This is a genomic window from Pseudomonas sp. HP_14 (assembly GCF_055283875.1).
The window spans coordinates 184,231-198,857 of the sequence record NZ_JBTOQI010000043.1 but is presented as its reverse complement, the minus strand read 5'-3'; the positions used below and the strand labels follow the sequence as shown (position 1 = coordinate 198,857).

At 57.9% G+C, this 14,627-nt stretch carries 14 protein-coding genes; 5 read left to right on the top strand and 9 right to left on the bottom strand.

Annotation, left to right across the window (positions count from 1 at the left end; all coding sequences use genetic code 11):
- Positions 1-7: 7 nt before the first annotated feature.
- Positions 8-1,258, top strand: a complete 1,251-nt coding sequence (locus tag ACYASS_RS22705; protein ID WP_463587760.1) for an MFS transporter — start codon at positions 8-10, stop codon at positions 1,256-1,258.
- A 12-nt stretch (positions 1,259-1,270) separates the two neighbouring features.
- Here ACYASS_RS22705 and ACYASS_RS22700 read toward each other — a convergent pair whose 3' ends face one another.
- The 9 genes from ACYASS_RS22700 to ACYASS_RS22660 all read right to left on the bottom strand — a co-directional run bounded on the left by ACYASS_RS22700 (position 1,271) and on the right by ACYASS_RS22660 (position 9,372).
- Positions 1,271-2,317, bottom strand: a complete 1,047-nt coding sequence (locus ACYASS_RS22700) for an AI-2E family transporter (RefSeq protein WP_463587759.1) — start codon at positions 2,315-2,317, stop codon at positions 1,271-1,273.
- Positions 2,318-2,417: 100 nt separating this feature from the next.
- Complete coding sequence (locus tag ACYASS_RS22695) at positions 2,418-3,236, bottom strand: DUF4892 domain-containing protein (protein ID WP_463587844.1); 819 nt, start codon at positions 3,234-3,236, stop codon at positions 2,418-2,420.
- Between the two features lie 130 nt (positions 3,237-3,366).
- Positions 3,367-4,221 (bottom strand): alpha/beta fold hydrolase, encoded by an 855-nt coding sequence (locus tag ACYASS_RS22690; RefSeq protein ID WP_463587758.1) that lies wholly within the window; start codon positions 4,219-4,221, stop codon positions 3,367-3,369.
- Complete coding sequence (locus ACYASS_RS22685; protein WP_463587757.1) at positions 4,218-5,015, bottom strand: alpha/beta fold hydrolase; 798 nt, start codon at positions 5,013-5,015, stop codon at positions 4,218-4,220. The genes ACYASS_RS22690 and ACYASS_RS22685 overlap by 4 nt, the downstream gene beginning before the upstream one ends.
- Before the next feature lie 117 nt (positions 5,016-5,132).
- Entirely contained in the window at positions 5,133-5,576 is a 444-nt protein-coding gene (locus ACYASS_RS22680) for a hotdog fold thioesterase (RefSeq protein WP_463587756.1), read from the bottom strand.
- Between the two features lie 52 nt (positions 5,577-5,628).
- A complete protein-coding gene (locus ACYASS_RS22675; protein ID WP_463587755.1) occupies positions 5,629-7,299 on the bottom strand; it encodes an AMP-binding protein in 1,671 nt (556 codons plus the stop codon).
- A gap of 226 nt (positions 7,300-7,525) precedes the next feature.
- Entirely contained in the window at positions 7,526-7,981 is a 456-nt protein-coding gene (sixA, locus tag ACYASS_RS22670) for a phosphohistidine phosphatase SixA (RefSeq protein ID WP_463587754.1), read from the bottom strand.
- On the bottom strand, positions 7,978-8,268 hold the full coding sequence (locus ACYASS_RS22665) for a DUF4389 domain-containing protein (RefSeq protein WP_243248414.1): 291 nt from the start codon (positions 8,266-8,268) through the stop codon (positions 7,978-7,980). The genes sixA and ACYASS_RS22665 overlap by 4 nt, the downstream gene beginning before the upstream one ends.
- 78 nt (positions 8,269-8,346) lie before the next feature.
- Entirely contained in the window at positions 8,347-9,372 is a 1,026-nt protein-coding gene (locus ACYASS_RS22660; RefSeq protein WP_122666552.1) for an NAD(P)H-dependent glycerol-3-phosphate dehydrogenase, read from the bottom strand.
- A gap of 353 nt (positions 9,373-9,725) precedes the next feature.
- Here ACYASS_RS22660 and ACYASS_RS22655 point away from each other — a divergent pair, with 353 nt between their 5' ends.
- The 4 genes from ACYASS_RS22655 (at position 9,726) to fabB (ending at position 14,539) form a co-directional block, all read left to right on the top strand.
- Positions 9,726-10,646, top strand: a complete 921-nt coding sequence (locus ACYASS_RS22655) for an ABC transporter substrate-binding protein (RefSeq protein ID WP_463587753.1) — start codon at positions 9,726-9,728, stop codon at positions 10,644-10,646.
- Complete coding sequence (locus ACYASS_RS22650) at positions 10,643-12,571, top strand: response regulator (RefSeq protein WP_463587752.1); 1,929 nt, start codon at positions 10,643-10,645, stop codon at positions 12,569-12,571. Before ACYASS_RS22655 ends, ACYASS_RS22650 begins: the two co-directional genes overlap by 4 nt.
- Positions 12,572-12,791: 220 nt before the next feature.
- A complete protein-coding gene (gene fabA / locus ACYASS_RS22645; protein WP_027898655.1) occupies positions 12,792-13,307 on the top strand; it encodes a 3-hydroxyacyl-[acyl-carrier-protein] dehydratase FabA in 516 nt (171 codons plus the stop codon).
- Between the two features lie 11 nt (positions 13,308-13,318).
- Positions 13,319-14,539, top strand: a complete 1,221-nt coding sequence (gene fabB / locus ACYASS_RS22640) for a beta-ketoacyl-ACP synthase I (protein WP_463587751.1) — start codon at positions 13,319-13,321, stop codon at positions 14,537-14,539.
- Positions 14,540-14,627: the final 88 nt, after the last annotated feature.

Genomic DNA, 14,627 nt, shown 5'->3' with positions numbered 1-14,627 from the left:
ACTTCCCGTGGACGCCCATACCCAACGCCGCAACAACCGTTCACTGGATGCCCTCAATTTCTTTCTCGCCGATGTTCGAGACGGGCTAGGGCCTTACCTGGCGATCTATCTGCTGGCGGTGCATCACTGGGATCCGGCCAGCATTGGTATTGTAATGACGGTCGCGGCAATCGCCGGTCTGGTGACCCAGGGTCCGGCCGGGGCGCTGATCGACAGTACTCATTACAAACGGGCGGTGATTGCAATCGCTGCGCTACTGGTAACTGCCAGCTGTCTGATCCTGCCCTTCACCTCTTCGGTCAGCCTGATTGCGATCACCCAGGCGATCAGCGGGATTGCCGCGTCAGTCTTTGTTCCGGCTATTGCGGCCATCTCTCTGGGTATTACAGGCCCCAAGGCGTTTACTCGGCGCACCGGGCGCAACGAAACCTTCAATCACGCGGGTAACGCATGTGCCGCCATGCTGGCGGGTGGTTTCGCGTACCTGTTTGGCCCGATCGCAGTGTTCTATTTGATGGCGGCGATGGCGATCGCCAGTGTCATCGCCGTCAGTTGCGTATCCGCTGCTGCAATTGATCACGATGTCGCTCGGGAGCTGAACACTGGCGATGCACAGCACCACGCACAGCCTTCAGGCCTCAAAGCATTGGCAAGCAACAAAACCTTGTTGCTGTTCGCTGCCTGCTGCGCCCTCTTCCACCTGGCCAACGCGGCGATGTTGCCGTTAGTCAGCCAGAAGCTCGCTGAGGTGAACCTGCAATTGGCGACACCGCTGACATCGGCCTGCATCGTCGCCGCACAGTGGGTCATGGTGCCTATGGCGCTGCTGGTGGGGGCAAAGGCCGACGTCTGGGGGCGTAAGCCGTTGCTGTTGGCCGGCTTTCTGATTCTGCCGATCCGCGGCGTACTTTATGTGCTGTCCGATAACCCGTTCTGGCTGGTTGCCGTGCAGTTGCTCGACGGCATCGGTGCTGGATTGTTCGGAGCGTTGTTCCCCCTGGTGGTCAAGGACCTGACTCAGGGAACCGGTCGTTTCAGCGTCAGCCTTGGGGTCATTTCCACGATATTTGGCCTCGGTGCTGCTTTGAGCAACGGCCTGGCAGGGCTGATTGTCCAGAATGCGGGCTACAGCGCGGCGTTTCTGACACTTGCCGCAATCGCGACAGCCGCGCTGTTGTTGCTGCTGAGGATGCCGGAAACCCGGACCGCCATTCAGCGTCCCGAAGAAACGACAGACGCCGCCCTCCCGGTCGCGTGAAAGAGCCCAGGATCAGCTCCTTGCGGGGCGCTCGCTACGTGCCCAATCGGTTACCAGGCTGTAGGCCACCGCCAACAGCGTGGGGCCGATGAACAGCCCGATGAAACCGAAGGCCAGCAAGCCGCCGAATACGCCCAGCAGGACGATAACCAACGGCAGGTTACCGCCGCGGCTGATCAGGTAAGGCTTGAGCACGTTATCGACCCCGCTGATGATGAACGTGCCCCAGATGGCAAGGAAAATCGCCATGCCGTAGCTGCCATTCCACGCCAGCCAGGCGGTTGCGGGAATCCACACCAATGGCGGCCCCATGGGTATCAGGCTGAACATAAAGGTCATGATGCCCAGCACCAATGCACCAGGCACACCCGCAATCAGGAAGCCGATCAACGCCAGTACCGCCTGTGCGGCAGCAGTACCGATCACGCCGTTGACAACACGCTGGACGGTGCCAGCCACCAGGTCCAGGTAATATTGCGCACGGTCACCGATCAATCGCTCAAGCAAACGCAGGACAAACGCCGCGAGCCTCGGGCCATCACGGTAAAAGAAGAACACGAACACAAGGCTCAGGGTCAGTTCGAGGATGCCGCCACCGATCTGCGCGCTGCGTGCCAACAACCAGTTACCGACCTGACCGAGATACGGCTTGATGGTGGTCATCAAGGCTGCGCCCTGCTGATCAATGCTGTTCCAGAATGCAACCAGGCGCTCACCTACCAGCGGGACGCTCCCCAGCCAACCCGGTGGATCAGGCAATCCATCCACCTGTATGTCTTTGATCAACACAGTGACGTCACGTACGTGGTCCGCCAGGTTGAACCCCAGCCAGACCAGCGGTGCGGCCACCAGAATCATCCAGCCCAGACTCAGAATCAGCGCCGCAAGAGACTCGCGCCCCTTGAGCCAGCGGGTCAGCAGGCGCATCAAAGGCCAGCTGGCAAACGCCAGCACCGCGCCCCAGAACAGCGCCGACCAGAACGGCGCCATCACCCAGACACAGGCACCCAGTAGCGCCAGGAGCAGAATCTGCACCAACAGACGGTCGTTATTGAACATGGGGCGGTTTCCAAAAGAAGTGTCAGGACATCAGAAGTGAAGCATAACGGCGAACAGTGACAACGTCAGTGTTCGCCGTGGACGGGGATAAGAGCCTTACTCAGCGAATGAGTTCGATAAGCAGCCCGGTCGTATCGCCGGTTCCTGCCTCCAGTCGCGCTGCTCGCACACCTTTGCCAATCAATGCCTGACGCCAGACTTCAGCTTGGGGACCCGAGACCGTGGCGCGCAAGCTGCTGTCCAGATTCAGACCGCGCGACAACAACGTCAGCCACGCATCCTGAGGCGCGCCCGCCAGTTTTGGCAACGCCAGCTTGCCGGTGCTTTTCAACTGCCGCAGCAGCGTGCCGGATGTGGGCATCAACTCACCCAGCGGTGCAGCAGCTTCGAACTGCTCGACATGCAGGTAAGCCCGGCGATTGCCTCGCGTAATGCTGTACAAGGCAACCAGCGTGTCACTTTTGGGTTCGGCCAGGCGCAACAGCAGATACGCTTGTTGCTCGTCCGCGCCGTACAGTTTGGCGTTGCCGAACACTTCGTTGGCCCATAGGCTGCTTTCGCCGCAATCCCTTGCCTGACACCAGAACAACAGCTCGGCACCTTGCGCCTGCAACGCTTCGCGAGCAGCGGTAAAAGCCTCATATGAGGTACGTTCGGCTGGTAGTTGATAGGTCACACCGGTGACATTGCCACGGGCGTTGATCTGACCATCAAAGCGCAGTTGCCCGCTGATCTTGCGGATTGAGCCCATTGGATAGATGCGTTCAAGTTCGGCAGCAGGACGGTAATCGACGATTTCGGCGTCAGCCAGCCTCGGCACGATCTGCAGATCGCTGCTGCCGGGGACGTCGGCAGCCCACAAGGATGTGCTGAGTACAGATGCACACAAGGTCAATCCAAATGCGCGAGTCACTCCCATAGGCGCGCTCATTGCGTCACGTTCGGGGAAAAAGCGTTAACGGGCAGTTTAAAAGGTGCAGCGATACATAGATCCATCATGATTGATTCCTGTTTCAACCCGCCCAGCCTCGACAGTTGCCTGACGCAAGTCAAGGCGCAGCGAAGAAGCGATTGAAACAGTCTGCAACAGCGCTCGCCCCGACGTGATCGTTGAGATGCAGATGATGGCCTCCTGACAGGCCCGAGACCTCAAAAGGCAGCGTTGAAAGCAACGCCTCCTGCTGCGCCAGTAACCCTTGAGAAGCTACTACCAAATGTGTCGGACAGCGAATAGCCTCGACGAACGCCATGGCTTGCGGGCGGGTTATGCGAATGGCCGAGGGCAACGTCAGGCGTTCATCACTGCGCCAAGTGTAACCACCCGGCACCGGCATCAAGCCGCGCTGGGCCAGCAACTCGGCGGCTTCACGGGTGACCGCGACCGTCCCCTTCATCCGCGCACAGATCGCCTGCTCTTGATCGGGATAAACCGGCTTGCGTTTGTTCGCCAGACGCAACTGCGCCTGTAAAGACTTGCCCAACTGCTCTGCTGCGTTATCTGCCTCACCGGTAGGCGGTACCAGACCATCGATCAGCGCCAGTCGCGACACACGATCAGGCAATGCACCGGCGAGGAACACCGAAATAATTGCTCCCAGGGAATGGCCCAGTAATGAAAACTGCTGCCAGCCAAGTTGTTCGGCAACCCGCAGTACATCGTGAACGTAATCAGCCAGCGCATAACTCGCGCCTGGCGGGCGGTGGCTGGAATGACCATGTCCGGCGAGATCCAGCGCAACAATGCGCAAACCCGGTAGCAGCGGCGCAAGTCGGGCAAAGCTGTTGGCATTGTCGAGCCAGCCATGCAAGGCGATGACCGGCTGACCGTCTTCAGGACCGTACAAATGCGCCGCCAACTCGATGTGCGGCAGGCTCAAACGGACTTCTTCCACTGAATGACTCATGCGTCGACACCGGCTGTCCAGCGGCTGAACAGTGCCTTGAGCATCTGCGCCGTGGCTTCAGGACGTTCCAGAGGAAACATATGCCCGCCTGGCATAGACAAATACTCCCCTTGGGGCATCCGCCTGACAGAACGCGCATGGTGGCGCATCACGACTCGACTGTGCTCGCCACGCACCACAGCCAGCGGCAGTTTGAGCTGCCGGGACTGGCCCGGACTGGTATGTGGCACGCTGCGGTAAATACTGATTTCCGTGGCGGGATCGAAACGCAGGCGCAGTTGCTCGCCATCATTGTGCAAGCCATGTTGCAGGTAAGCGTCCAGACATTCGGGATCAAAGCGGCGGAACAGGGTTTTGCCAGAGAAGTACAGTCGCGCCGACTCAATGTCGGCAAACGCCTCGCGACGCCCCAGCGTGCGCCCGGCCGGAGTAATACGATCGATAAAACCAAACCGCTTGGCAGCGCGAATCATCCATTGATCAGCGAGGGTCAGCACCGGTGAATCGAGCATGACCACGCCGCGATACAATTCAGGGCAACGCATCGCAGCATGTAAATGCAGCACACCACCCAGAGAATGCCCGACACCCCACACTGGCTCGGGCTGCTCACGCAGATGATGAATCAGCTCATCCACCAGATTCAGCCAGTTATCATCCACCGGGAAGCGTGGATCGTGGGCATGCTGATCGAGATGGCTCACGGCGTAGTCCGGCCCTAGTGCCGTGAATAGCTTGCTGTAGGTACCAGACGGAAAACCGTTGGCGTGAGCGAAGAACACCTGTTGCGACATGCCGGAGCACCCAATGACCAGATCAATTGCGATTGTGCGTAACGAACGGGCATCTCAGCAATGATCGTAACGGCCATCGAACACGGTGATCCGGCCATCAGACGGCATAAGCGACACTTAGCGTGCCGGAGGTTCCTGACCTAGAGGCACGACAGCAACAGTTAACCGCGAGATGCAGCTGGCTTTGCCTTCATCGTTGGTCAGGCGGATATCCCAGACATGGGTGCTGCGACCGATGTGCACCGCGTGTGCCACTGCCGTTACCCGACCACTGCGCACGCCTCGCAGATGGTTGGCGTTGACCTCGATACCGACGCAAAAATACTTGCTGGTGTCGATGCACAGATAACTGGCTGACGAACCCAACGACTCGGCCAACACCACTGACGCCCCGCCGTGCAGCAGGCCGTAAGGCTGATGAGTACGGTGATCAACCACCATGCTGGCGGTCAGCGAGTCCTCGGTAAAAGACTCAAAACGGATATCGAGCAATTCAAGAATGGTGTTTTTGCTGTTGGCATTGAGTTGCTCAAGATTCGGAGTTTCGCGCCACACGCTCATAGTCAATCCTTGTTATGAAGCGCCCGAACACTGAGCGCTGGAATTCATCGCCTCACTCCTGCCACACCACCGCCTCCGGACGCGAGCTCCATTCCTGAAAGCGCTCGCCATAAACGGATTCGATCACTGTGCGTTTGATCTTCAGGGTCGGAGTCAGGAAACCGTTTTCGACCCCCCAACTATCTTTCACCACCACTAATCTGTGCAAGCGTTGATGTTTGTCGAGATCGGCATTGACCCTGTCCAGCAGCGTCGCAAGGCTCTTCTCCAACGCCGCGCGACTTGCACTTGAGAGCGCTTGAGACTCAGCGGCCGACAGCACACACAGACCGAGCGGCGCGACCAGGCCCTCGCCCACCACACAGACTTGTTCAATTCGCGAATGCATGGCCAGCAAGTTCTCGATAGGCGCCGGTGCTACATATTTTCCTTTGCTGGTTTTGAAGATCTCTTTGAGCCTGCCCGTCAGCCGTAAATAACCGTCAGCGTCCTGTTCGCCTTTGTCACCAGTGTGCAGAAAGCCGTCATCCGTCAGCGTCTCAGCGGTTTTCTGCGGGTCCTTGAAGTAGCCGGACATGTTCGCCCCGCTGCGCACAAGCACCTCACCATTTTCGGCAATGCGCACCTCAACTTCAGGGCAAGGCTGCCCAATCCAGCCCGGCTTCTGCTTTGCAGGTCGACAGATATGCGAGTACCCGCAACTCTCAGTCATGCCGTAGACCTCCAGCACATCCAGACCCAGCCGCCGATACCAGTGCAATAACGTTTGCGGAACAGGCGCGGCCCCGGACAAGGACACTTTCAAGGCATCCAGCCCCAGCCCCTTGAGCACCTTGCGTCCCATATAACTGCCGATCAGTGGCAAGCCCAACAAAAGGTCCAGACGCGCAGGCGGGATTTTGCTGTAGACGCCCATCTGGAAACGGGTCCAGATGCGCGGCACAGCGAACAATGCGGTGGGTCGCGCGCGCTTCAGATCATCGAGAAAAGTGTCGAGGCTCTGCGCAAAAAAGACCGTCTGGCCACCATAGAACGACGCCATTTCGACAAACATTCGTTCAGCCACATGGCATAACGGCAGGTAGGAAAACAAACGGTCTTTTTCACCCAGGCCAAAGATGCTGCTGCCATAAGTTGCAGCAAATGCCAGGTTTCCAAAACTGTGCATCACGCCTTTGGGAGCACCTGTGGTTCCCGAGGTATAGATGATCGTCGCCAGCTGATCGGCATGCCCGTAAGGGTTGTCCTTGATGGGCTCCCAGCGCTGTAAATCATCCCAGGTAAAATCAAACTGTGCGTCAGCAGGGCAAATCGGCAAGGCGATGGTTTGCAGCCCGACTTTGAGTCCACGACTCATGGCGGGCCATTCATCGAGCTTGCCGACAAATACCAGTACAGCATCGGAATGCTCCAGAACCTGTGCCACGGAGTCTGCGGTCAGATTGGGGTACAGCGGCACTGAAACATGTCCGGCCATCCAGATCGCCAGATCGGCAATGATCCAGTGAGCGCAGTTTTTCGAAATAATTGCGATGGAGCTACCTCGGGGCAGCCCTCGACGTCGCAACCAATGCGCTGCCCGCCGCGCCTGATTGCCGACTTCTGACCAACTCAAGGACTGTACCCGCCCATCAGCCAGAGGCTGAACCAGATAGGGCGTGTCAGGGTTCTGAGCCTCACGGTCATAGAAGCGGCTCAACGGCAAAGCAACGGCGATAGTCATTGCGACTCACTCCTTTTTATTTTTATTCGGAGCAAGCGTAGTCGACCAAGCAACTGCTTGGTTGCCGGTTATCTGAAAGCAGTTTTATGCAATGAGTGCCTGGCTTGAGGGATGTAACGCAAGTGAAACCCGGGCGCCCATATCCGGACGATAAAGGCGCCTCAAACTAGCGGGCAGGACTCTGGTTGTCGGAAAAGCTTCACGCCGAGTCAGCTAGCCAGGCACATCAAACGTGCCGCACGCTCAGCAATTCCATCGCTGCGGCCAGCGCAAATTCACCTTTCAATTCAGCCAGGCTGGCAGTACTCATGGGCTGCGGCTGTTGATAGCTGCCGTGCACGGCGAGCCCGATCAACGCACCCACCAGAGGCTGATGGCTGACTAACAAAACATCATCAGCGGCATAAGCGTCCAGTTGACCCAGCACTTTGCCCGGATCACTTTCCGGCGTGAGCCAGGACACCGTCACCACAGCATCGCTGAAACCCAGCGCCTGACGCACCAGTTCAGCAGTCTGCTGTGCTCGAACATAGGGGCTGGCTAGGATTCGCGTCAGGGGTTTACCCAGCAAATGAGCGGCACTTTGCAGGACCTCCTCACGACCATGACCGGTCAGCTCACGCTGCGCATCACTGCGTGCGTGAGCCTGAGCCTCTCCGTGCCGCAACACCCATAGCTTCACAGTTTGGGCTCCTCATCGCGCACAGGATGCGCGGCAGGTGGGATGCTGTGCGGCGTCTCGCCATCCGGCGCACGAGGCGTCGGCCAGTCCGCAAACGGCCACGGCTTCTGGTCAGTGTGAAACGTGCCAAACCGACCTATCTGCGCGAGAAACTGACTCAGGCTGTCGCCAAAGTTCATCAGACTGGCGCTCGGCGCACCATAAATCAGACGATAGCCCAATTGCACCAGAACCACTCCTGCCAGCAGTAGTTCGGCGAGTTGCCAGATCACTACAAACAGCACCATCCAGAGGATGCGCAGCACAATTGATTCGTGCTGCTTGATTTTCGACTCGTTCACAATCTTCTCCCGGGATGAGGTCTATCAGTTGAAGCCGGTTGTGGAAATGAAGTCCACGTCTGTTTTGGGCTCGGCGCGCATCAACAGTTCAATGACCTGACTGAGCGTACGACCCTCGAAAAGAATTGCATGCAAGCCCGCGACCAGCGGCATGTACACCTGTAGCTCCTGAGCTTTGACTTTCAGCACTTTGAGCGTGTTGACACCTTCCGCGACTTCGCCAAGGCGGTTGACGGCCTCGTCCAGGCTCAAGCCCTGCCCCAAGGCAAATCCGACCTGATAGTTACGGCTCTTGGGCGAAGAGCAGGTCACGATCAGGTCACCGACGCCCGCCAGCCCAAGAAAGGTCATCGGGTTGGCGCCCTGGCTGACGGCAAAACGGGTCATCTCCGCCAATGCACGGGTGATCAGCATGCTTTTAGTGTTCTCGCCCATGTCCAGCGCCACGGCCATACCGGCGATAATCGCGTAGACGTTTTTAAGCGCCCCGCCCAACTCCACACCAAAGCGGTCGTTACTGGCGTAAACCCTGAACGTCCTGCCGTGCAGCACTTCCTGAACCTGCTGACAGAGGTCCTCGTCTTCACTGGCGACCACGGTTGCAGTCAGCGCGTGCTCTGCGATTTCACGCGCCAGATTGGGACCTGATAACACGCCGATTCGGGCCTGCGGAGCGATGTCTTCAATGATCTGACTCATCAGCTTGAATGACTGCGCCTCAATCCCTTTGGTCAGGCTGACCAGCATCTTGCCCGTCAAACGCTCGACGTGAGGCGCCAGCACGCTGCGTAAAGCACTGGACGGCAAGGCGACAAAAACCAGCTCACATTCATCCAGAGTCGCTGCCAGGTCTGTGACCGGCTCGACCAGGGGCAGAATTTTTATGCCCTTGAGGTAACGAGGGTTCTCGCGATTGACCCGAATCGCCTCGGCCTGTTCCGGGTCGCGCATCCATTGCCGGACCTGACGGCCGTTTTCCGCCAGCAAGTTGGCCACTGCGGTGCCGAAGCTGCCGCCCCCCAGAACCGCAACAGGTTGCTGTGTGGTCATAAAAATATCCATCTAGAGCCATCTCATCTGGCGATGACGGCATTATACGGAGCATGACGATGGCGGCCAGTGACAACCTTCATTGCGTGTGTTTCCAGGGGATTAGGACTCGCAGGGGTCTAGACATTTTCCATGTGGTGTTTTGTGTACATATCCGATACCGCGGGCATGGCTGATATGGGTTGCGCTTTTACAGCGCAACCCATATCAGCCGTTACCGCAATAACGGATATGCCCACAAAACCACTACACCAAAAACCACCCGACGACACCCAACCACACCCAGCGTGGCAATAAGCTTCGTCTCGGTTAACATGCCGGGCATGAATAGTGCGGTAACCGGACGAACAAGTATGGACACGGCTGTGGCTTTCTCAGGCAGAACGCTGCGCTGCATCGTAGCCGCGGCGCTCATGTGGGCGCACTGCGCCGCTGCGTCCGCAGCAGATATTTTGCTGACTGCCGCCAGAACCAGCCCGAGCATCCAGAGCTTTGTGAGCGACCTCAGCCACCGTCGCCCTGGCGACCATGTACGCTTTGTCGAAACAGATAAGATGCCGTCACCCGGGAAAATCTCCGACCACACGCGCCTCGTGCTGCTGGACACGGCAAGCCTGGAGTGGCGTTTGGGCGACAGCGAAGGCCCCAGTACGCTGGTGTTGCGCGTCAGCCGGATCCAGGCCCACGAACGACTGGGCGAGAAGCGCCCGCCGACGTTGAGCCTGTTATGGAGCGATCCCCCTGTCACGCGCCAGTTGCTCCTGATCCGGCACCTGCTGCCCGAAGCCCGACAAATCGGTGTGTTGTTCAACAACAGAAGCCAGTTCCTGCTCAAAGAACTGCGCCACGCAGCACTGTCCATGGGGTTGCGGATTATCTCCCAGCCCTGGACACCCAATGCGGAAAACCAGTCACTGCAGAACCTGTTGAGCCGCAGCGATGTATTGTTGGGGCTTGATGACCCGGACCTGTATAACGCAAAAACCGCCAAGAACCTCCTGCTCAGCAGCTATGCCCATCAGCAGGCGTTGCTAGGACCTAACGCAGCGTTTGTCAAAGCAGGAAGCCTGGCCAGCACCTACAGCGATGAAATCGACTGGCTGGACACGCTTGATGCACTCCTCGACAAGCCCCCGGAGCAATGGCCACGTGCACAGTATCCACGACGCTTCAAAGTGACGAGTAATCCGCGAGTGGCCCAATCCCTGGGGATCATCGCGATTGACGACGCAGCAGTGACCACACGCCTGAGTCAGGCGGAGCAGCAGCCATGAAAGTTCGTCGCCATTGGGATATCAATACCCGGACACAGATGATCAGTCTCGGACCCGCCCTCCTGCTGACTCTATTGCTGATCTGCTTTTTCACGTTTGTGCGCATTCAGGATCTGCGGCAGGAGCTCAATCATACCGGTCAGTTGATCGCCAACCAGTTGGCACCTGCGTCGGAGTACGGCGTGATCGTTGGCAACGACGAAGTCCTGAAAGGTTTGATGCGCGCAACATTATCGACCCCGCATGTGCGCTTCATAGAAGTACAGGACAGCCATAACAAAGTACTGGTGTACGTCGAGCAGTCCGAAGAGTCGGCCGCCCATCCCAAGCAGGTGGAAATCTTCCAGGCGCCGATTCGTTCACAGCAAATCAAGCTGGGCAAGGACTTCCTCGGCAACCATGAGGATACTGTCAGCGCAGCCCAGGACTATCTGGGCCGGGTGCTGGTGGGTATGTCCAATGAAGCGTTCAGTGAACGTCAACAGGAGATCCTGCTCAAGGCCGCGATTCTCGCGCTGTTCGCCCTGCTGTTCACGTTCATTCTCGCGAGGCGCCTGGCTTCAAGCCTTTCCCAACCCATCAGTGCGATGGGCGAAGCGGTCAAAGCAATCCAGCAAGGTGATTACCGAACCCCATTGCCTGTGCCTGATGACGCAGAACTGGGTGATCTGGCAAGGCATATCAACAATCTTGCGGCTGACCTGGATAAAGCCAGCCACGAGCAACAACGCTTCATTGAACAATTGATCCAGGCGAGAGAAGAAGCAGAGCGCGCCAACCGGGCGAAATCAGACTTTCTGGCAATGATGAGCCATGAGTTGCGCACCCCGATGAATGGCGTACTGGGCATGCTGCAACTGATGGAAACCACGCAAATGACCGAAGAGCAGGCCGAGTACTCGGCACTCGCCACCGAGTCCACCGAGCATTTGCTGCGAGTGATCAACGATATCCTCGATTTTTCCCGGTTTGAGCGGCATTCGCTGGAGATGGAAAATATCCCGTTCAATGTTGCGGAACTGGTCAGTACGTCAAGTCAGGCTTTCAGCCACGATGCGCAGCAACGCAATCTGTCGCTGCGCTTGCACCTCCAACAGGGGCTCGATCAGTTGCGGGTTCAGGGCGACCCGACCCGCATCCGGCAGATTCTGGTCAATCTGATTGGTAATGCCCTGAAATTCACCGAGCAGGGCAGCGTTGATGTTGAAGCCGAGTATGAGTCTCTGGATGAAGGACGGATTCTGTTTGTGTGTCACGTGCGTGATAGCGGGATCGGCATCCACCATGACCGTCTGGAATCCATGTTCGATGCTTTCCAGCAGGCAGACAGCTCGATTTCACGTCGATACGGTGGCACGGGGTTAGGTCTGCCCATTGCCCGGACACTGGCGGAGCGCATGGGCGGAACGCTGCGGGCACAAAGCACCGAAGGCTCAGGCTCGCTGTTTACCCTGGAAATCCCGATGACGGTGATTTCTAATACAGACGATGCACCCGACCACAGCGATTCGCATATCACGGCTGACGGCGAACAACGCAGCGTCCTGCTGGTGGAGGACAACGAAGTCAATTGCGCGGTCATTCGCGCCATGTTGCACAACCTCGGACACCAGGTCGCAGTCGCCCGGGACGGCGCCCAAGCAGTGAGCATGGCTGGCAGTGGGCAATACGCCGCAATTTTCATGGATTGCCGACTGCCGGTCATGGATGGCTACGAAGCCACGCGCCGGATTCGACAGTTGCCGGGGCTCGATCAGGTACCGATCATCGCGCTGACCGCCAATGCCTTGCAGGGTGATCGGGACGCCTGCTTACAGGCGGGGATGAATGACTACCTTGCCAAACCCTTCAAACGTACTGATTTACAGCAGGTTTTACAGCGATGGGTGCCCTTTCGGACATCTGCGACTGGCGATAAATGTTAAATTGCGGCAGTCTTGTAAGCCGAATCGACCATAAGGGTCGGCTGGATGGCAAATTTCAGTGCACAAGTGTACTTTCATTTTCCTTGTGCTGTGACTTTCACTACAACGCAATAGTCTATGAGTAGGCTGACGGCAGCCCCCTGGCGAGTCAGCCGGCCAGGACTGGCTTCTGGGGCACACGATACCCCACCCTGCCGCACAAGATTATTGAGGAGCTCGCATGACCAAACAAAACGCCTTTACCCGGGAAGACTTGCTGCGCTGCAGTCGCGGTGAGCTGTTCGGCCCAGGTAACGCGCAACTGCCCGCCCCTAATATGCTGATGGTTGATCGCATCACCCATATCAGCGAAGAGGGTGGCAAGTACGGCAAAGGTGAGTTGGTCGCTGAGCTGGATATCAATCCGGACCTGTGGTTCTTCGCATGCCACTTCGAAGGTGATCCGGTGATGCCGGGCTGCCTCGGCCTTGATGCCATGTGGCAACTGGTAGGCTTTTTCCTTGGCTGGCAGGGTTTGCCAGGCCGTGGACGCGCACTGGGTTCGGGCGAAGTAAAGTTCTTCGGCCAGGTCTTGCCGACCGCCAAAAAAGTCACCTATAACATTCAGATCAAACGCGTCCTCAAGGGCAAGCTGAACCTGGCTATCGCTGATGGTTCGGTGACTGTCGACGGTCGCGAGATCTACACCGCCGAAGGCCTTCGCGTCGGCGTCTTCACCTCCACTGACAACTTCTAAGGGTTATCCGCATGCGCCGCGTCGTTATCACTGGTCTGGGCATCGTTTCGTGCTTGGGCAATGACAAAGAGACCGTCTCCGCCAACCTGCGTGCAAGCCGCCCTGGCATCCGTTTCAATCCGGAATATGCCGAAATGGGTCTGCGTAGCCAGGTTTCCGGCTCCATTGACCTCAACCTTGAAGAGCTGATCGATCGCAAGATCTATCGCTTCGTTGGCCACGCGGCAGCCTATGCCTACCTGGCCATGAAAGACGCCATCACTGATTCGGGTCTCACCGAGGAGCAAGTCTCCAACCCGCGTACCGGCCTGATCGCCGGCAGCGGTGGTGCTTCGACTCTGAACCAGATGGAAGCGCTGGATATCCTGCGTGAAAAAGGCGTCAAGCGCGTTGGCCCGTACCGCGTTACGCGGACCATGAGCAGCACGGTTTCTGCTTGCCTGGCCACGCCATTCAAGATCAAGGGCTTGAACTACTCCATCGCTTCTGCCTGCGCCACCAGTGCTCACTGCATCGGTACCGCCATGGAACAGATCCAGATGGGTAAACAGGACATCGTGTTTGCCGGTGGTGGTGAAGAAGAGCATTGGAGCCAGTCGTTCCTGTTCGACGCCATGGGCGCACTGTCCAGCAAGCGTAATGATTCGCCGGAACAAGCCTCCCGCGCTTACGACGCCGACCGTGATGGCTTCGTCATCGCTGGCGGTGGCGGCATGGTCGTGGTGGAAGAGCTGGAACACGCTCTGGCCCGCGGTGCCAAGATCTACGCTGAAATCGTTGGCTACGGCGCTACTTCCGACGGCTACGACATGGTTGCTCCGAGCGGCGAAGGCGCCATCCGCTGCATGCAGATGGCACTGTCCACCGTTGAAGGCCCGATCGACTACCTCAACACTCACGGCACCTCGACTCCAGTCGGCGATGCGAAAGAGATGGAAGGCGTTCGCGAAGTCTTCGCTGGTAAAGCTCCGGCCATCAGCTCCACCAAGAGCCTGTCGGGTCACTCCCTGGGCGCCGCAGGCGTTCACGAAGCGATCTACTGCATGCTGATGATGGAAGGTAACTTCATCGCTGGCTCGGCCAACATCGACGAACTGGATCCGGTTGTCGCTGACATGCCGATCCTGCTCAAGACCCAGGAAGATGCAAAAATCGACCAGGTCATGAGCAACAGCTTCGGTTTCGGTGGCACTAACGCCACGCTGGTCATGAAGCGCTGGCAGGGCAAGTAATCTGCCCAGTTGATAGTTGGTATTGAAAAAGGCGCCTTTCGAGGCGCCTTTTTTGTGGCTAGGCTATGACTTTCAATCTTGCACCCCC